The sequence below is a fragment of the Pseudoxanthomonas sp. 68-E7 genome (genome assembly GCF_057773145.1).
Window position 1 is genome coordinate 200,515 of the sequence record NZ_JBYMTI010000001.1, and the last position, 17,844, is coordinate 218,358.

Consider the following 17,844-nt stretch of genomic DNA (forward strand, 5'->3'; position numbering starts at 1 on the left):
CGCCGGCCCGTCCGGGCACCAAGACCATCGGGGAATCCACAGCGCGCGATTTTCCGGGTCCGGTGGTTCGGGCATGCTGTGCGCATGAACAGGATGTCGAATCACGGGAATCCTTCCCGCTGGAACGCGGTGCGGCGCGGGTCGCTGCGGGTGGTCGTGGCCCTGCTGGCCATCTACGCGCTTTATCTGGCCGCGGCCAATCTGTGGATCAACACCGCCTGGGGCGAGCGCACGCTCAACCGCAAACCGGAGAAGTTCCAGATGCACTGGGCTGGCGGCCACAGCTGGTGGCCGGGCCGGGTCACCCTGCGCGACGTGCGCCTGCAGGGACAGGTCCGACGGATCGCCTGGCAGGCGCAGGCGGACGAGGTCCGCGGGCGCATCGCCCTGTCGCCGCTGCTGCGCCGGGAATTGCATGTGCCGTGGTTGCAGGCCGGCGAAGTGCGCGGAAGCATCCGCCAGGCGGCACGCGAACTGCCGGTGCCGCCCCCGGCCGACGGCGGCTGGGTCCTGCGTTTCGATCGCATCGCCAGCGACAGCGTGCGTCGCGGCGAGTTCGGTGGCCTGCGCCTGGAGGGCGACGGCAGCGCGCGGGTCGGCTTCGTCAAGCAACTGCGCGGTGGGCCGATGGAACTGCTGCCGTCGCGGGCGAGCTTCCACAAGGCAAGACTGATCCGCGACGGCGAGGAGGTGCTGCGTGACGCGGCGCTGGAGGCCACGTTCGCCATCGCCAGGCATCGGCGCGAGCAAGCGCCCGGCCTGCGCAAGCTGCTCAAGACCGACGCGCGACTGAAACTGCGCGGCACCACCAGCGCGATCGACGTCACCCCGGTGCCGGGCGACGTGACCCTGGCGCTGGTGCCGGGACGCGGCCATGCCGACATCGATCTGGGTTTTTCGAAAGGCGTGCTGACGCCGGGCAGCCGCCTGCGCTGGAGCATGCCGATCGGTGGACACGACGCCTCCGGCGCCAGCCGTGCCGATGCGCTGGGCATCGCGCTGGCGGTGGATCAGCGCGACATCGCCTTGCGGGTGAAGGCGCCGCCGCTGGCCGAAGGACGGATGTCGGTGGACGCCGACCTGCGCCTGCGCGGCCGCGAGGTTCCACTGGGCGATTTCCCGTCGTTGCTGCCGCGCGCCTCCGGACACGTGGTCGGGCGTTGGCGATTCTCCTCGCTGCACTGGATCACCAGCCTGTTCCCGCGCACCCCGTGGCTGCGCCTGGATGGCGCGGGCGATGTCGATGCCGACGTGCAGGTGGTGGACGGCAAGCTGGCGTCCGGCAGCCGCATCGGCGTGCCCGAAGTGGAAGCGGTGGCCGACGTGATGGGCAACCGCATCCGTGGCCGCGCGCACGCCGACATCCGCCTGGACGCCGGCGCCGGTGGCCAACTGGTGCCGCGCCTGCAGGCGGTGATGGAGCAATTCCATGTCGCCTCGGTACGCGCGCCGGACCGCCCCTACGTGCAGGGCCGCAACCTGCGCCTGTTCCTCAATGCCGATGGACAACTGCAGGATCTGCGCAACGCCATGCGCGGGCGGGTGGTGTTCGACAACGCCAACGTGCCGGACCTGCGGGTATACAACCCCTACCTGCCGCGCCGGCACATGCGCTTCGACGGTGGCGCCGGTTTCCTCAGCGGCGATCTGTCGCTGGATACCGCCGGCGATGTCGGCCAGGGCCGCCTGCGCATCACCGGGCGCGGTGCGCGCATGCACCTGGCCGGCATCGATCTGCGCGGCGACGTCGACATCGGCCTGGCCCTGCGCCGCGCGGACCTCAGGCGACGGGTATTCGTCGCCGATGGCAGCACCGTGCAGTTCCGCAACCTCGGTTTCCGCGAACCCGGCGGCGACGCGCGCAGCGGTTGGTGGGCGAAGCTGCGCCTGGATCGTGCGCGGCTGGACGTGGATCGGCCACTCAGCGCGGGCGGCAGCGCTGCGGTGCAGATGAAGGACGTGGGTTTCCTGCTGGCCCTGTTCTCGCGCCAGAAGGACTACCCGAAATGGGTCTACCGGCTGGTCGACGCCGGCCAGGCGCAGGCCGACGGCCGGGTGCAGTGGCGCGACGACGTGCTGGTGCTGGATCGGGTCAAGGCCAACAACCAGCGCTTCGACCTGCAGGCCCGGCTGCGCTTGCGGGGCCAGCGCCGCACTGGCCAGTTGTACGCCCGCTGGGGCGTGCTGAGCGCCGGGCTGGAATTGCAGGACAATACCCGGCGCTGGCACCTGGTGAAGGCGCGGGAGTGGTACCAGGCGCAACCGGATCTGCTGCGTTGAAGGCCGTTTTGCGCAGCTGAACGGTTTTGCCCCTATTCAGGTTTCCGGGGGAGAACCGTGAAACCGGTTACAGGATTTGCCTCGAAATTGGTCTGGCATCGGTAACATCCAAGCGGCACAAGGCTTTTGGTGAAAACATGGTTCCACGCTCAAATGTACTGCCCGGTTCTGTTTTGCAGTGCAGCGTGCAAGCCCGGTAACCGCTCCTTCACGATGGCCCCGCATCCCGACGTGGGGGAGGGAGCAAGCCCGCAACTGGCCTAGCCATTGCGGGCTTTTTTTATGCCCGGGATTCGCAGCGCCAGGATGCCATTGCGACGCTGGATTCCGGCGAGCGTGGCAATCGCGGCTGCCGGTGGGGTGGGGGAGGCGTAGAATTCACGCCATGAACGAATCCTCCCCACGCCAGATTCCCCTGCAGGTCGTTTCCTCCGCCAACACCGCGCCCTCCGCCCCGCTGGAAACCGGCGTCAAGCAACTGGGCGGCGACAAGATTTCCCGCTCGCCGGTGCAGTTCGCCGATGCGCCGGTGCTGCGCAAGCCCTCGTGGATCCGCGTGCGCATTCCCAGCGACGGCTCGGTGGCGCGGCTGAAGGCCAAACTGCGCGAGAACCGGCTTGTCACCGTGTGCGAGGAAGCCAGTTGCCCGAACATCCATGAATGCTTCGGCCATGGCACCGCGACCTTCATGATCCTGGGCGAGGTCTGCACCCGCCGTTGTTCGTTCTGCGACGTCGCCCATGGCCGGCCCAAGCCGCCGGACGCGTCCGAGCCGCTCAGCCTGGCCCACACCGTGGCCGACATGGGCCTGAAGTACGTGGTGGTGACCAGCGTCGACCGCGACGACCTGCGTGACGGCGGTGCCCAGCATTTCGTCGACTGCATCGCCGCCATCCGCGAGCATTCGCCCGGCACCCGCATCGAGATCCTGACCCCGGATTTCCGCGGCAAGGGCCGCATGGACCGCGCGCTGGAGATCCTGGCGGTCAATCCGCCGGACGTGTTCAACCACAACATCGAGACCGTGCCGGACCTGTACCCCAATGTCCGTCCCGGCGCCGACTACCAGTGGTCGCTGACCCTGCTGCAGAAGTTCAAGCAGCAGCATCCGGCGCTGCCGACCAAGTCCGGCATCATGCTGGGCCTGGGCGAGACCATGGAGCAGGTGAAGGCCACCCTGCGCGACCTGCGCGCCCACGACGTGGAAATGGTCACCATCGGCCAGTACCTGCAGCCGACCGCGCACCACCATCCGGTGATGCGCTACTGGACCCCGGAGGAGTTCAAGGAACTGGAGCTCTACGGCAACGAGCTGGGTTTCAGCCATGTCGCTTCCGGTCCGCTGGTGCGTTCCTCCTACCACGCCGATCGCCAGGCGGCCGAGGCGGCCGCCAGCGCCCGCAACACGGCTGCCGGCTGAACCGTTGGCGGCCGACGGACGGCCAGCCGAAACAGGTTCACTTTTCTCTACGGGCCCGGGGTTAGGGTCTCTTTCGGCGGGCCGTTCCGCCTGCCGAAAGACAGGGATGACAAGCGCCGCAACTTTGGGCACTGTCTGGTTGTCAGATTCCCCGCCGTTCTCCAGCAAGGCCTCCCGGCCGCGAGTACCCGATGAAAGTGAAGAAAGTCCCCGCCGTCCTCCTGCTGTCCCTGGCGCTGGCCTCGCCGCTGGCGCTGCTGGCGCGTGGCGATGGCGACAACCGCGTCGCGCTGCCGACCGCGCCCACCGCGGATCAGGCCACCACCTCCAAGCTGGTGTACGGCCTGTTGTCCGACAGCCGCTACGCCTATCGCCCGCGCGCGCTGGATGAAACATTGTCGGCGGACATCTTCAAGCGCTACCTGGAGGCGCTGGACGGCGGCAAGCAGTTCTTCACCGCCGCCGACGTGGCCAAGTTCGCGCCCTACCAGGCGCGGATGGGCGACGCGATCCGCAGCGGCGAGCTGGATCCGGCGTACGACGTCTTCACCATCTATCGCCAGCGCGTGCAGCAGCGCGTCGCCTATGCGCGGTCGCTGCTCAAGCAGGACTTCGACTTCAGCGGCAACGAACGCTGGGAGTACGACCGCAAGGACGTGCCGTGGGCTGCCAGCACCCAGGAACTGGATGCGATCTGGAAGAAGTCGGTGATGAACGACTGGCTGCGCCTGAAACTGGCCGGCAAGAAGCCCGAGGACATCCGCAAGACCCTGGACAAGCGCTACGCCAACCTGCAGCGCACGGTCGACGAATTCAAGAGCGAGGACGTGTTCCAGGCCTTCCTCAACAGCTACACCAGCGCGATCGATCCGCACACCGATTACTTCACCCCGCGCACCGCCGAGAACTTCAACCAGTCGATGTCGCTTTCGCTGGAAGGCATCGGCGCGGTGCTGCAGCGGCAGGACGACCTGGTGGCGATCCGCGAGATCGTCCCCGGCGGCCCGGCGGACCTGAGCGGCAAGCTCAAGGTCGGCGATCGCATCGTCGCGGTCGGCCAGGGCAGGTCCGGCCAGATGACCGACGTGATCGGCTGGCGCATCGACGACGTCGTCGCCCAGATCCGCGGCAAGAAGGACACCCAGGTCCGCATCGAGTACATCCCGGTCGAATCCGGCATCGACGGCAAGCACGCCCAGGTCACCATCACCCGCCAGAAGGTCAAGCTGGAGGAGCAGGCGGCCAAGGCCGAGACCATTACGCTGCCTGGCGCCAACGGCGAGCCGCAGCGGCGCATCGGCGTGATCAAGCTGCCGGCGTTCTACCAGGATTTCGAGGGCCGCCGCCGCAATCCCAACGACTTCACCTCCGCGACCCGCGACATCGCCAAGCTGCTGGCCCAGTTCAAGACCCAGGACGTCGATGGCGTGGTGATGGACCTGCGCAGCAATGGCGGCGGTTCGCTGGACGAGGCGGTCGAACTGACCGGCCTGTTCATCGACAAGGGGCCGGTGGTGCAGGTGCGTGAATCCGGCGGCCGCGTGACGGTCAACAGCGATCGCAAGCCGGGCGTGGCCTGGGACGGTCCGCTGGCGGTGCTGATCAACCGTGGCTCGGCCTCGGCGTCGGAAATCTTCGCCGGCGCCATCCAGGATTACGGCCGCGGCCTGGTGATCGGCGAGACCAGCTTCGGCAAGGGCACTGTGCAGAACATGGTCGATCTGGACCGCTGGCCGGCCAACGAGACCGCGCGCTTCGGCCAGGTCAAGCTGACCATCGCCCAGTTCTTCCGGGTGGCCGGCGGCAGCACCCAGCACAAGGGCGTGGTGCCGGACATCGCCTTCCCGGTGAGCGTGGACGCCAGCGAGTACGGCGAGAGCACCTACGACAACGCGCTGCCGTGGACCCGCATCGCCGCCGTGCCGCATACCCAGTACGGCAACTTCGCGCCGCTGCTGCCGAAGCTGGAGTCCCTGCATGCCGCCCGCGTGCTGAAGGACAAGGAATTCCAGTGGAGGCTGGAGGACGTGGCGCAGTTCCGCGCCGAGGCGGCCAAGAAGTATGTCTCGCTCAACGAGGCCGAGCGCCGCGCCGAGCGCGAGAAACAGGACGCGCAGTTCAAGGCCCGCCAGGCCGAGCGCAAGGCGCTGGGACTGGCCCTGGACCCGCTGGCCGATGACCTGGCCGACGACGGCCTGGGGGCGAGCGAGCGCGATATCGTCAAGGACGCCGCCCGCGAGAAGCTGGTCGACAAGCGCCCGGATCCGCTGCTGCGCGAGTCGGCCGCGATCCTGGGCGATGCCATCGACGTGTTGAACCAGGACCGCAAGCTGTCGGCGCAGGTGCTGCCGGAATCCACCGGGCCGGGGCGCTGGGCGGACTGAGTCGGCGTGGTTCCGAAGAGGTGAAAAAGCGCGGCCTCCGGGCCGCGCTTTTTTTGTTCGAGGCTTCGTGGCGGGAGCGGGGACGGGACGCCGCGGAGCTTGCGGCGACGCTGGGAGGAAGGGACGTTTTACGGCCGCGACTCACGTCGTTCCTGCTACGCCTGACGCGGGGAGACTTGAGCCAGATGAAAGGCGGACCGTGAAACCTTTCAATGGTGGTGTCACGCCGCGGCCTTCGGCACTGTCCTAGAATAAGTCCCAATACGCTTGGCGCTCCCCCCATGAACTCCTCCACCTCCAGCACCGCCGCGCCCGCGCGCGGTGGTGTCGCCGTCGTCGTCGCCCTGGCCCTGGTCTATGTCGTCTGGGGTTCCACCTATCTCGGCATCCGCCTGGCCCTGGAAGGCGGCTACCCGCCACTGCTGATGGCCGGTGGTCGCTTCATCGTCGCCGGCACGTTGATGTACGCGGTGCTGCGCTGGCGCGGCTATGCCGCGCCGACCGGCGCGCAGTGGAAGAACCTGGCGTTCATGGCGGTGGCGCTGCTGCTGTTCGGCAACGGCTTCGTATGCGTGGCCGAGCAGACCGTGTCCTCGGGCCTGGCGGCGGTTGCGGTGGCGTCGATGCCGTTGTGGATGGGCCTGTTCGGCGCGATGCGCGGGCAGCATCCCAGCCGCGCCGAGTGGGCGGGCATCGTGATTGGTTTCCTGGGCGTGGTCTGGCTCAATTCCGGCAGCGCGCTGACCGCCAGTCCCAAGGGCCTGATCATGCTGCTGATCGCGCCGATCGCCTGGGCCTACGGTTCGGTCTGGAGCCGCGGGCGGGATTTGCCGACCCCCTTCATGTCCGCGGCCGCGCAGATGATCTGCGGCGGCGTGATCATGCTGGTGGTGGGCGCGGCGATCGGCGAGCGCTTCACTGGCTGGCCGACCCTGCAGGGCACGCTGGCGGTCGGCTATCTGGCGATGTTCGGTTCCATCGTCGCCTTCAGCGCCTATGTCTGGCTGCTGCACAACGTGCGGCCGGCGGTGGCCGGCAGCTATGCCTACATCAATCCGGTGATCGCGGTGGCGCTGGGCGCGTGGATCGCCCACGAGAGTTTCAGCGCGCATGACCTGGGCGCGATGGCGATGATCCTGCTGGGCGTGGTGGTCATCACCCTGGCGAAGGCGAAGCGCGCATGAGCCAGGCCGCCATCGATCGCAAGGGACTGGTGATCACCGTCCTGACGTTCGTCATCTGGGGCGTGGTGCCGCTGTACTGGCACCTGCTCAAGGTCGTGCCCTCGTTCCAGATCATCGCCCATCGCATCGTCTGGAGCGCGCTGCTGGTGGTGGGCTGGCTGGCGCTGAAGAACGGCCTGGGCTGGCTGCGCGCGGTGCGCGCGCAACCGCGCGCGTTCGCCGCGCTGGGCCTGAGCAGCCTGCTCATCGCCTTCAACTGGGGCCTGTACATCTGGGCGGTCAACGCCGGCCACGTGGTCGAAACCAGCCTCGGCTACTTCATCAATCCCTTGCTCAACGTGTTGCTGGGCGTGCTGGTGCTGCGCGAACGGTTGAGCCGCCCGCAATGGATCGCGGTCGGCTTCGCCCTGGCCGGCGTGGCCTGGCTGACCTGGCAGGCCGGTTCGCCGCCGTGGATCGCGTTGGGACTGGCGCTCTCGTTCGGCCTGTATGGACTGGTACGCAAACTGGTGGCGGTCGACGCCGTGGCCGGGCTGGGCGTGGAAAGCCTCTACCTGTTCCTGCCGGCGCTGGCGTTCGTCGCCTGGGGCGAGAACGGCCACGGCGGCGGTTTCCTGCAGGGCTGGGGCTGGCGCATCGATCTGCTGCTGATCTTCGGCGGCGTGGTCACCGCGATTCCGCTGATCGGCTTCGCCTATGGCGTGCGCCGGATTCCGCTGACGGTGGTCGGATTGCTGCAGTACGTGGCGCCGAGCATCCAGTTCCTGATCGGCGTGTTCGTGTTCCGCGAACCGTTCGGCGCCGCGCAGGCGTTCGGCTTCGCCGCCATCTGGACCGGCCTGCTGATCTTCGCCGCCGATGGCCTGTGGCGTTCGCGCCAGCGGCCGGTGGTGCCGGCCGCGGTCACCGAGTAAGGCGCCGCGCTCAGGCGCGACCGGGAGGCAGCGGTTGCGGGCAGGCCGGCGTTGCCGTCGGCGTGCGGTTGAACCAGTCGATCACGGTCGGGGCGAGCCGATCCAGCCGCATCGGCAGGCTCAGGTGATCCTCGCCGGCGATTTCCAGGTAGCGGGCGCGCTTCGACGCGGCCGCGAGCAGCCGGCCATGCGCGACCGGGATGTGCTGGTCGGCGTCGCCGTGGACCAGCAGCACGCAGGCCGGCGCCTGCGCCAGTGCCGCGCCGACATCGACCCGGTCCAGATCCAGGCCGAGCTTGCGGTCGGCCTGGGCGATCGCCACGTCGAGGCTGTCGCCGCTGTAGCGCCAGCGCACCAGTGGCAGGGCCAGCCGATCGCGCCAGTTGGACGCCGGCCGGGTGAGCATGTGCGGGACCATGTCGCGGATCGCGCTGCCGGCGTTGTCGAACGATTCCATCGCCACCACGCCGCCGGCCTGCACGCCGAGATCGCGGGCGGTGAAGATCGCGGTGGCCGCGCCGTAGGACACGCCCATCACGTGCAGCGGGCCGGTGACCTCGCCGCGCTCGCGCAGTGCGCGCAGCATCGCCACCACGTCCTGGCCCTCGCGGGTGCCGTAGCCGGACGGCGCGGCGCCGGAGCGGCCGTGGTTGCGCAGATCCACGCTGATGGTGCGGTAGCCGGCCTGGGCCAGTTCCAGCGCCCATGGCAGCAGCGAGCCGCCATCCATCATCCAGCCGTGCAGCAGCACGACGGTGCCACGCGGCGCGCGTGGCGACGGTTTCGCCGGGCCGTTGAAGTCGAGCTGGAAGTCCATGCGGTTGTCGGCGGTGCCGCCGGCATAGCGATAATGCAGTCCGTAGTCGCCCGGATCGATGGCGCGCCAGTACAGCGGCACGCCGTTGACCGGCACGAAGCCTTCGCGATGCGGCAACCGCGCATACATCGCCTCGATGCGCGCGCGCGGCAGCAACGGCGACACGCCGCCGGGCGCGGCCAGGCGTTCGCCCAGCGACAGGGCGGGCAGATGGGCAGTGGTGAAGCCGACCAGCGACAGGCAGACGCAGGCCAGCGCGATCAGGCGCAGCAGCATGGCGATCATCGGGGGGAGGGACAGCGGTCGCGCACCTTACCGGCGTCGCGCGGCCGCTGCTATCGCAGAACGATGACAAAAAGATGACGGTTAAGCCGGGATTTGCCTGGAGGGGGGCGGTTGGCCCAAGGGTGCACCGCGCCGCGAGCGCGGTGCGGGCCCGTGCGATGGCAACGACAGCCGGGCCAGCCCGGCCCTACCGGGACGGGCAGGGCGCGCCGGCGTCGGCCCAGGTCCTGAAGGCGGCGACGAACCGATCGTGCGGCACCGGCACCGGCGCGCGGCTGCCGCCGGGATTCCAGCCCCACAGCACCAGCTTGTCCTCGCTGACGTGCTTGATCAGCGCGGGCATGTCGCGATCGCCGTTGCGCTTGCGATCCTGGATCATCGCGCACAGCTCGGCGGCCGGCAGGCCGATCCAGGCCATCTTGTGATCCGGCGGCGGCAGCTGCCAATGCGGTGCGCCCGGCGGCGCATGCGCGCTGTAGCCGGCGGGCGGATTGGCTTCGCCGTGGCAGGTCGAACAGGGTTGCCCGGGCGCACCCTTGCCTTCGGGGCCGCGCACCACGTTCATCATGTGCGGGGTCTGGCTGTCGAACTGCAACGGTTGATCGCCCGGAATGTGGCAGTTGCTGCAGCGTGGATGCTGGAACACCTGCTCGACGGTGGCGAAGGCCTGCAGGGCCTGCGCCTTCTGTTCGGCGCTGATGCGCGGGCCGCAGGCGGCCAGCAGCAGCATCAGCGCGGCGATGGGAAAGAGGGCGGCGGCGCGCATCGTCGGTTCCTCAGGCGGATTTGGCGGCGGGCGCCAGGGTGAAGGGCAGATCGCGCAGGCGCTGGCCGGTGAGGGCGAACACCGCATTGGCGACTGCCGGCGCGATCGGCGGCGTGCCGGGCTCGCCGACGCCGCCCATCTTGTCCGTGCTGGGCACGATGTGCACTTCGACCACCGGCATCTCCGGCAGCCGCAGCACCGGATAGTCGTGATAATTGGATTGCTCCACTTCGCCGTCCTTGAAGGTGATGCGCCCGTGCAGCGCGGCGCCCAGGCCGAACGCCAGTCCGCTCTCCAACTGCGCCTTGACGTTGTCCGGGTTCACCGCCAGTCCGCAGTCGATCGCGCAGACCACGCGATGGACCTGGATGACGCCGCCATCGACCGACACTTCCGCCGCGTGCGCGACGTAGCTGCCGAAGGATTCATGCACCGCGATGCCGTGACCGCGTCCCTTCGCCGCCGGTTTGCCCCAGCCGAACTTCTCCGCCGCCAGATTCAGCGCGGCCAGATGGCGCGGATGATCCTTCAGCAGGCGCTGGCGGTAAGCCAGTGGATCCTGCCCGGCCGCATGCGCCAGTTCGTCGACCAGGCTTTCCATCACGAAGCCGTTGTAGCTGTGTCCCACCGAACGCCACCACAGCACCGGGATGCCGGTCTTGGGCGAATGCAGATCCACCCGGTGCGCGGGCGTGCCGAGCACGTACGGCGAATCGGCCACGCCCTCGACCGAAGTGGCGTCGATGCCGTTCTTGATCGTGAATGGTTCGAACGGCGTGCCGGCGGTGATCGACTGGCCGACCATCACCTGCTGCCACGCCACCGGCGTACCGTCCGCGCCCAGGCCGACCTTCGCCCGCTGCACGTAGGCCGGGCGATAGTAGCCGCCGCGCACGTCGTCCTCGCGCGGCCACACCGTCTTGACCGGCGCCCTGGCGGCCTTGGCCACTTCCACCGCTTCGGACACGAAGTCCGACACCGGCGTCGCGCGCCGGCCGAAACCGCCGCCGAGGAAGGTGGTGTGAATGCGGATCTGTTCCGGCTTCAATCCGGTGATGCGCGCGGCGACCTGCTGGTCGACGGTCTGGAACTGGGTGCCGGTCCAGATGTCGCAACCGTCGGCGACGATCTTCACCGTGCAGTTCAGCGGTTCCATCGGCGCATGCGCCAGATAGGGCACGCTGTATTCGACTTCCACCACCCTGGCCGCCTGCGCCATCGCCGCGGCGGCATCGCCGGCCTGCACGGCCACCGGTCCGGGCGTGCGCGCCTGCGCGGCGAACTGCTCGCGCAACCGCGCGCTGTCCAGATCCGCGTGCGGACCGCGATCCCAGTCCACCTTCAGCGCATTGCGGCCCTGCAACGCGGCCCAGTAGTGATCGGCGATCACCGCCACGCCGCTCGGCACCTGCACCACGTCGCGCACGCCGGGTACCGCCCTGGCGGCGGTGGCGTCGAACGATTTCACCGTGCCGCCGAACACCGGCGCGCGCGCGACCACGGCGGTCAGCAGGCCGTCGAACTGCACGTCCATGCCGAAGATCGCGCGACCGGTGATCTTCTCAGGCGTGTCCAGGCGCTTGGCGCCCTTCCCGATCAGTTTCCAGTCCTTGGGATCCTTGAGCGTCAGCGTTTTCGGATCCGGGGCCTTCAGCTGTCCGGCCGCATCGGCCAGGTCGCCGTAGCGCAGCCGCTGATCGCCCTGGACCACGGCGCCGTTCTCGGTTTTCAGATCCGCCACCGGCACGCCCAGGCGCTGCGCGGCGGCCTGCAGCAACATCGCGCGCGCGGTGGCGCCGGCCATGCGGTAGCGATCGAATTCGGACCAGGTGCTGGTCGAGCCGCCGGTCATCTGCATGCCGAAGGCGGTGTGCGCGTAGGCCGGCGCGGCGGGCGCATGCTCGACCTTCATTTTCGTCCAGTCAGCATCCAGTTCCTCGGCGATCAGCATCGGCAGGGTGGTCCAGATGCCCTGGCCCATTTCCGAGTGCGACAGCAGCACGGTGATGCTGTCGTCGGCGGCGATGCGCAGGAACGCATTGGGCGCGAACGGTGCCGCCGCGACCGGCGCCGTGGCGTTCTGCGCCAGCGCGAAGCGACCGGCGGCCGGCACCACGAAACCGATGACCAGGCCACCGCCGAGGACGGCGCCGGCCTTGAGGAACTGGCGGCGGGAAGAGGAAGCGACGGAATCCGCAGGCTTGGCGTCCACGAACGTTCTCCGATCAGGCACCGGGCCGGATGGCCCGGCGGGGGAAGAGAAGAATCAGGCCTTGCCCAGCTGCGCCGCGCGATGCACCGCCGCGCGGATGCGCGGATAGGTGCCGCAGCGGCAGAGGTTGCCCGCCAGCGCCTGGTCGATGTCCTGATCACTCGGACTGGGCACCACCGCCAGCAACGCGGCGGCGGTCATGATCTGGCCGGACTGGCAGTAGCCGCACTGCACGACGTCCAGCTCCGCCCACGCCTGCTGCACCGGATGGCGTCCGTCCGGCGACAGCCCTTCGATGGTGGTGATCTTCTTGCCGGCCACCGCGGACACCGGGGTGACGCAGGCACGCAGCGGCGTGCCGTCGATATGCACGGTGCAGGCGCCGCATTGGGCGATGCCGCAACCGAACTTGGTGCCGGTGAGTTTCATCAGGTCCCGCAGGACCCAGAGCAGCGGCATGTCGGGTGGTGCTTCGACGTCGTGCTCGGAACCATTCACATGCAGCTTCATGTTCGTTCCCTGGCGTCGGCGGGGGAGTTGGCACATTACGCCCGCGGATGCGACATTGCCAAGCCGTCCGGCGACCTTTTTTCGGAGCCCCATGTCCAGCCAGCGCAAGGTGTTGGAAGCCGCCATGCGGGCCATGGCGATCGGCGACGCCGTTGCGGCACTGGCAATCGTCGTGGACACCGAGGGGTCCACCTATGTGCATGCCGGCGCGATGGCCCTCTTCGGTGGCCGCGACGGCCAGGTCGGCTGGCTGAGCGGCGGCTGCCTGGAGCCGGATATCCAGCGCCGCGCACAGGCCGCGGCCGAGGCGGGCGCGCTGGACTGGATGGACATCGACACCCGCGACGACGAAGACCTGCTGTCCGGATCGGCGGTGGGTTGCCGCGGACGCCTGCACCTGGCGCTGCTGCCGCTGGCCAGGCTGGATGGATTGGCAACGCTGCTGGACGCCTGGCGGCAGGGCAGTGCCGCGCTGCACTGGACGTTGTCCGCCGCAGGCGATCTCCAGGTGCGCCTGGACGAGCAGTCGGCGCAATGGCGGCTGCCGACCGCCCCACCGGCCGAGGCGCCGCGCCAGGCCGGTTACACGCTCGCGATCCGCGCCGCGCCGAGGGTGCTGATCTGCGGCGCCGGGCCGGAGACACCCTTGCTGGTGCCGTGGCTGCGCGAACTGGGCTGGCGGGTCACCGTGGCCGAACGGCGCCCCCGCTGGCGGCCCGCGGCGGCGCTGGCCGACCAGGCCTGGGAGGTGTCGCCCACGGACGCGGCGTTGCGCGCCAGTGACCACGACGCTGCGCTGGTGATGCACCACCATTTCGAACTGGATCGCGAAGCGCTGGCGGCGCTGGCGGACACCGGACTGCCCTTCATCGGCCTGCTCGGGCCGGGCCGCCGCCGCGACGATCTGTTCAAGGTGCTGCCAGCCGACGTACGCGAACGCCTGCGCCATCGCCTGCGGTCGCCGATCGGCCTGCGCCTGGGCGGGCAGGGGCCGGAAGCGATCGCCCTGAGCATCGCCGCGCAGTTGCAGGCGGTGCTGGCCGGCGAACCGGCATGACCTTCGCGCACGATGCGGTGGTGCTGGCCGCCGGCGGCAGCCGCCGGCTCGGCCAACCGAAGCAACTGCTCACCCGCGATGGCGAAACACTGGTGCATCGCTGCGCGCGGCTGGCCGCGGCCACCATGCCGCAACGCCTGCTGTTGATCGTGGGAAGCGATGCCGACGCCGTGGCGGCGGCGGCGGATGGCCTGCCGGTGGACATCCATCGCAATGCCGACTGGGAAGAAGGCCTGGCGAGCAGCCTGCGCCTGGCGGCGAGCGTGCTCATGAATGCATCGCGCCCCTGCCTGCTGCTGATCTGCGACCAGCCGGCCCTGGAGGCCGCGCATCTGCGCGCGCTGAGCGAAGGTTTCGCCGCGCAGGGATGTGCCGCGACCCGGCATGGCGATGCGTGCGGGGTACCGGCGCTGGTCCCGGCGGATCTGCTGGCGCAGGCATCAGGCCTGACCGGCGATCGTGGCCTGCGCGGCCTGCTCGCGGCACGCGGACGGGAACGCATCGCCTTGCTGGATGCGCCGGAACTGAGCCGGGATCTGGATACCCCCGCGGATCTGCGCGAGGCGTGCGCGCGTGGCTGGATCGATCCGGCGGTAACACCCGGCGCCTGAAAGGAAAACGGCCGGCGAGAGCCGGCCGTTTTCGAACTGCATGGCGCGCAGGCTCAGGCCGCTCGCAGGGCCTCGGTCACCGGCAGCCGTGCCGCGCGCAGGGCCGGGAACAGGCCGCCGACGAAACCGATCGCCAGTGCCCACTTGATGCCGGTCCACAGCACCTCCGGCGAAACCTTGAACTCGAAGGTCAACTGCCCGACGCCGCCGGCAATCGTGGAGGCGGTGAAACCGTTGAATATCAGCCAGGCCAGCACGCCGCCCAACAATCCCCCCAGCAGCGCCAGCAGCATGGTCTCCAGCATCACCGCGACCACCACCGGCACGCCGCGGAAACCGATCGCGCGCAGCGTGGCGATTTCGCGGGCGCGGGTGGCGACGGTGGCGAACATGGTGTTGAGCGCGCCGAACACCGCGCCGATGGCCATGATGCCGCCGACCACCATGCCGATGATCCGGATCACCTTGGTCATGCCCTCGGACTGCTTGCTGAAGTACTCCAGCGTGGTGCTGGCGTCCACGTCCAGGCGCGGATCCTTGGACAGGGTTTCCTTGAAGCCCTTGAACGCTTCGGCGTTGACGAGCTTGGCGGTCACCGAGGTGCGCGAGCTGCCGCGGCGGTAGGTGGTGGCCACTACTTCCGCGTCGCCCCACAGTTCCGAGTCCATCGCATCGCCGGAGTGGAAGATGCCGACCACGTCCCAGGTCTGGTTGCCCAGCCGGATCTGCTTGCCCGGCTCCAGCCCGGCGAACTGGCGCTGCGCGCCGCTGCCAGCGACCAGCTCGCGGCGGCCGGTGGCGAACTTGCGGCCGGCGATGATCTTCGTGTTCGGGCGCACCGTCCAGGCGGCTTCACCGACGCCGCGCAACTGCACGCTGCCGTCCTCGTCGGGCAGGCCGCCCTTGATCGGCAGGTTGGCCGCGACCACCAGTTCCGGCGACACCAGCGCACGTCCCTGCGCATCACGGGCGATGCCCGGCGCCTGGCTGATGACGTTGACGCTGTCATGCATCAGCGTGGACATCACTTCCGCCGCGGAAGCGCCACGCAGGACGATCGCGCTGTCCTCGCCACCGCTCTTGCGCAGCGTCTCGCGATAGCCCTCGGCCATCGCCAGCAGCGCCACCAGCACCGCGACCACGCCGGCGATGCCGATCACGATCACCGACGACGAACCGATGCGCTGGCCGAGCGTGCTCAGCCCCACCTGGGTGACCGAACCGGTCTGGCGACCGCGCCGGGTGAAGAACATCCAGGCCAGGAAGATCACCACCAGCCCGAGCAGGAACGGCCACGGCAGGGCCAGCCACGCGCCGATGCCGATGATGACCAGCAGGAACAGCCCCAGACCGCGCAGGAATGATTTGAGAATACCCATGTGTGTGCTCCTATCGGCCGGTCAGGGCGTCGACGATGTTCAGGCGCATCGCCCGCAGAGCGGGCAGCGCACCCACCAGCAAACCGATGGCGAGCATCAGGCCCAGTCCCATCGCCCAGCTGCGCGCGCCCACCGGCGGCATGTTGATCACGCCGCCGCTGCCGGCGGACAACACCGGTCCCAGCAACGCCGCCAGGCCCAGGCCCAGCACGCCGCCGATCAGCACCAGCAGCACCGATTCGGCCAGCACCAGCCCCAGCACGCTGCCGTTGCTGAAGCCCAGCGTCTTGAGCACCGCCAGTTCCGGGATGCGCTCGCGCACCGCCTGGGCCATGGTGTTGCCGGTCAGCAGCAGCAGGGTGAAGAACACCGCGCCCATGATCGAGCCGACGATCAGGCCGATGTCGGCCATCTGCTTCATCCACGAGGCCGTGGCCGCCGCTTCGGTCTGGGTCTTGGTTTCATGATCGGAGTTGGCCGACAGCGCATCGATCGCCTTGGCCACGCGGTCGGCCTGGTTGACGTCGCCCACGCCGCTCACGTACCAGCCCACCGAGCCGCGGTTGTAGGGTGAGGATTCGTCGAAGTACTTCCAGTGCATCAGCAGCATCTGGTCGTACCAGCCGCCGGCGGCCTTGTCCTTGGGCTTCATCACGCCGACGATGTCGAACGACCAGTTCTTGCTGCCGTCGCGGTTGGGGAAGATGGTCGACAGCAATGGAATCTTCTGCCCGACCTTCCAGCCGAAGCGCTTCATCAGCCCCTCGCCGACCAGGATGCCGGTGCGGGTCTGGGCGAAGGCCTGGCGCTGGGCCGGATCCACTTCGATTTCCGGATAGAGGTCCAGGTAGTTCGGCGCCACCGCGAAGCTGAAAATCTGGTTGCGCGCGTCCTGGTAGGCGCCACCGAACCAGTTGGCGTAGGTGACCGCGGTGACACCGTCGGTACGCGCGATGCGGTCGTTGAGCGACAGTGGCAGGGTGTCGATGAAGGACAGCCGCGAACCGGTCTGCAGTCGCTTGGCGCCCTGCGCGCTCTGCCCGGCCTGATCGAAGCTCTCGCGCACGCCGTTGAGCATGCCGAACAGCAGGAACGCGGCCAGGATCGAGACCAGGGTGAGGATGGTGCGCGTCTTGCGGCGGAACAGTTCCGCCCAGATCAGATGGAGATATTTCATGGCAGACGCTCCCGCGCTCAGGCGTGTTGCACTTGTTCGACCAGGGTTCCCTTGTCCAGATGCAGCGTGTGCGACGCGTATTCGGCTGCCTTGGGATCGTGGGTCACCATCACGATGGTCTTGCCATGCTCGCGGTTGAGCGTCTGCAACAGGCCCAGGATTTCCTCCGCCGACTGGCGGTCCAGGTCACCGGTCGGCTCGTCGCAGATCAGCAGGGTGGGGTCGGACACGATCGCCCGCGCGATCGCCACGCGCTGCTGCTGGCCGCCGGACAGTTCGTTCGGGCGGTGCGACTTGCGTTCGGCCAGGCCGACCAGCTGCAGGGCGATTTCGGCATTGCGCTTGCGCTGCGCGGCGCCCAGCTTGGTCAGCAGCAGCGGCAGCTCGACGTTCTTCTGCGCGGTCAGCATCGGCATCAGGTTGTAGAACTGGAACACGAAGCCGACGTGGTGGCTGCGCCATTGCGACAACTGCCCGGCGCTGAGCCGGTTGATGTGCTCGCCATCGATCTCGATGTCGCCGGAGGTCGGCGAATCCAGTCCGCCGATCAGGTTGAGCAGCGTGGTCTTGCCCGAACCCGACGGGCCCATCAGGGCGACGAAGTCACCGCGGCCGATGTCCAGATCCAGGCCATGCAGCACATGGACCTTCTCCGGACCGCGTTGGTAGGTCTTGGTGAGATTGCGGATCGAAACCAGGGACGACATGGCAACTCCTCGATGGCCGGGCGGCCCCGGCGTGGTGGTGGGATTCCTCCGCCGGGGCCACGGCGCGTGCCGCCGGCGGTCCCGACAGGTGTATGACGAACGGGGAGACCCGGATTCGACCGGGTTCGCGCGTCCGGTTTG

14 protein-coding genes are annotated in these 17,844 nt (G+C 68.9%); 7 read left to right on the forward strand and 7 right to left on the reverse strand.

What is annotated here, in order from left to right; all coding sequences use genetic code 11:
- Positions 1 to 84: 84 nt before the first annotated feature.
- The 5 genes from AC3DE2_RS00950 to rarD all read left to right on the forward strand — a co-directional run bounded on the left by AC3DE2_RS00950 (position 85) and on the right by rarD (position 8,182).
- Positions 85 to 2,280 (forward strand): AsmA family protein, encoded by a 2,196-nt coding sequence (locus AC3DE2_RS00950; protein WP_488424662.1) that lies wholly within the window; start codon positions 85 to 87, stop codon positions 2,278 to 2,280.
- A 385-nt stretch (positions 2,281 to 2,665) separates the two neighbouring features.
- Positions 2,666 to 3,700 (forward strand): lipoyl synthase, encoded by a 1,035-nt coding sequence (gene lipA, locus AC3DE2_RS00955; RefSeq protein WP_488424664.1) that lies wholly within the window; start codon positions 2,666 to 2,668, stop codon positions 3,698 to 3,700.
- 191 nt (positions 3,701 to 3,891) lie between these two features.
- Positions 3,892 to 6,084 carry a carboxy terminal-processing peptidase gene (locus AC3DE2_RS00960; RefSeq protein WP_488424665.1) on the forward strand — a complete coding sequence of 731 codons (2,193 nt, stop codon included), beginning with the start codon at positions 3,892 to 3,894 and terminating at the stop codon, positions 6,082 to 6,084.
- A gap of 281 nt (positions 6,085 to 6,365) precedes the next feature.
- Positions 6,366 to 7,268, forward strand: coding sequence for a drug/metabolite exporter YedA (gene yedA, locus AC3DE2_RS00965; protein WP_295381600.1), 903 nt, complete (start codon positions 6,366 to 6,368; stop codon positions 7,266 to 7,268).
- Positions 7,265 to 8,182, forward strand: coding sequence for an EamA family transporter RarD (gene rarD / locus AC3DE2_RS00970; RefSeq protein WP_488424667.1), 918 nt, complete (start codon positions 7,265 to 7,267; stop codon positions 8,180 to 8,182). The genes yedA and rarD overlap by 4 nt, the downstream gene beginning before the upstream one ends.
- Before the next feature lie 10 nt (positions 8,183 to 8,192).
- On the opposite strand, the gene AC3DE2_RS00975 is transcribed toward rarD, so the two are convergent.
- The 4 genes from AC3DE2_RS00975 to AC3DE2_RS00990 all read right to left on the reverse strand — a co-directional run bounded on the left by AC3DE2_RS00975 (position 8,193) and on the right by AC3DE2_RS00990 (position 12,772).
- Entirely contained in the window at positions 8,193 to 9,272 is a 1,080-nt protein-coding gene (locus AC3DE2_RS00975; RefSeq protein ID WP_488425232.1) for an alpha/beta hydrolase, read from the reverse strand.
- Positions 9,273 to 9,471: 199 nt separating this feature from the next.
- Positions 9,472 to 10,050: a hypothetical protein gene (locus AC3DE2_RS00980; RefSeq protein WP_488424668.1), complete on the reverse strand. Its 579-nt coding sequence runs from the start codon at positions 10,048 to 10,050 to the stop codon at positions 9,472 to 9,474.
- 10 nt (positions 10,051 to 10,060) lie between these two features.
- On the reverse strand, positions 10,061 to 12,262 hold the full coding sequence (locus tag AC3DE2_RS00985) for a xanthine dehydrogenase family protein molybdopterin-binding subunit (RefSeq protein WP_488424669.1): 2,202 nt from the start codon (positions 12,260 to 12,262) through the stop codon (positions 10,061 to 10,063).
- A gap of 54 nt (positions 12,263 to 12,316) precedes the next feature.
- The gene (locus tag AC3DE2_RS00990) at positions 12,317 to 12,772 is read right to left on the reverse strand and encodes a (2Fe-2S)-binding protein (protein WP_295381615.1); all 456 of its coding nucleotides are present in this window, start codon (positions 12,770 to 12,772) and stop codon (positions 12,317 to 12,319) included.
- 91 nt (positions 12,773 to 12,863) lie between these two features.
- Here AC3DE2_RS00990 and AC3DE2_RS00995 point away from each other — a divergent pair, with 91 nt between their 5' ends.
- Both AC3DE2_RS00995 and AC3DE2_RS01000 read left to right on the forward strand, forming a co-directional pair.
- Complete coding sequence (locus tag AC3DE2_RS00995) at positions 12,864 to 13,829, forward strand: XdhC family protein (protein ID WP_488424670.1); 966 nt, start codon at positions 12,864 to 12,866, stop codon at positions 13,827 to 13,829.
- Positions 13,826 to 14,440, forward strand: coding sequence for a nucleotidyltransferase family protein (locus AC3DE2_RS01000; RefSeq protein WP_488424671.1), 615 nt, complete (start codon positions 13,826 to 13,828; stop codon positions 14,438 to 14,440). Before AC3DE2_RS00995 ends, AC3DE2_RS01000 begins: the two co-directional genes overlap by 4 nt.
- A 53-nt stretch (positions 14,441 to 14,493) precedes the next feature.
- On the opposite strand, the gene AC3DE2_RS01005 is transcribed toward AC3DE2_RS01000, so the two are convergent.
- Genes AC3DE2_RS01005 through AC3DE2_RS01015 form a run of 3 tightly spaced genes read right to left on the reverse strand, consistent with a single transcriptional unit; the run spans position 14,494 to position 17,703 of the window.
- Entirely contained in the window at positions 14,494 to 15,819 is a 1,326-nt protein-coding gene (locus AC3DE2_RS01005; RefSeq protein WP_488424672.1) for an ABC transporter permease, read from the reverse strand.
- Positions 15,820 to 15,829: 10 nt separating this feature from the next.
- Complete coding sequence (locus AC3DE2_RS01010) at positions 15,830 to 16,996, reverse strand: ABC transporter permease (protein WP_488424673.1); 1,167 nt, start codon at positions 16,994 to 16,996, stop codon at positions 15,830 to 15,832.
- A gap of 17 nt (positions 16,997 to 17,013) precedes the next feature.
- Positions 17,014 to 17,703 carry an ABC transporter ATP-binding protein gene (locus AC3DE2_RS01015; RefSeq protein ID WP_295381646.1) on the reverse strand — a complete coding sequence of 230 codons (690 nt, stop codon included), beginning with the start codon at positions 17,701 to 17,703 and terminating at the stop codon, positions 17,014 to 17,016.
- Positions 17,704 to 17,844: the final 141 nt, after the last annotated feature.

Bases quoted from the DNA above. Each gene is read 5' to 3' on its own strand.
- AC3DE2_RS00950 (WP_488424662.1), top strand. From the start codon at position 85: ATGAACAGGATGTCGAATCACGGGAATCCTTCCCGCTGGAACGCGGTG.
- lipA (WP_488424664.1), top strand. From the start codon at position 2,666: ATGAACGAATCCTCCCCACGCCAGATTCCCCTGCAGGTCGTTTCCTCC.
- AC3DE2_RS00960 (WP_488424665.1), top strand. From the start codon at position 3,892: ATGAAAGTGAAGAAAGTCCCCGCCGTCCTCCTGCTGTCCCTGGCGCTG.
- yedA (WP_295381600.1), top strand. From the start codon at position 6,366: ATGAACTCCTCCACCTCCAGCACCGCCGCGCCCGCGCGCGGTGGTGTC.
- rarD (WP_488424667.1), top strand. From the start codon at position 7,265: ATGAGCCAGGCCGCCATCGATCGCAAGGGACTGGTGATCACCGTCCTG.
- AC3DE2_RS00980 (WP_488424668.1), bottom strand. From the start codon at position 10,050: ATGCGCGCCGCCGCCCTCTTTCCCATCGCCGCGCTGATGCTGCTGCTG.
- AC3DE2_RS00990 (WP_295381615.1), bottom strand. From the start codon at position 12,772: ATGAAGCTGCATGTGAATGGTTCCGAGCACGACGTCGAAGCACCACCC.
- AC3DE2_RS00995 (WP_488424670.1), top strand. From the start codon at position 12,864: ATGTCCAGCCAGCGCAAGGTGTTGGAAGCCGCCATGCGGGCCATGGCG.
- AC3DE2_RS01000 (WP_488424671.1), top strand. From the start codon at position 13,826: ATGACCTTCGCGCACGATGCGGTGGTGCTGGCCGCCGGCGGCAGCCGC.
- AC3DE2_RS01005 (WP_488424672.1), bottom strand. From the start codon at position 15,819: ATGGGTATTCTCAAATCATTCCTGCGCGGTCTGGGGCTGTTCCTGCTG.
- AC3DE2_RS01010 (WP_488424673.1), bottom strand. From the start codon at position 16,996: ATGAAATATCTCCATCTGATCTGGGCGGAACTGTTCCGCCGCAAGACG.
- AC3DE2_RS01015 (WP_295381646.1), bottom strand. From the start codon at position 17,703: ATGTCGTCCCTGGTTTCGATCCGCAATCTCACCAAGACCTACCAACGC.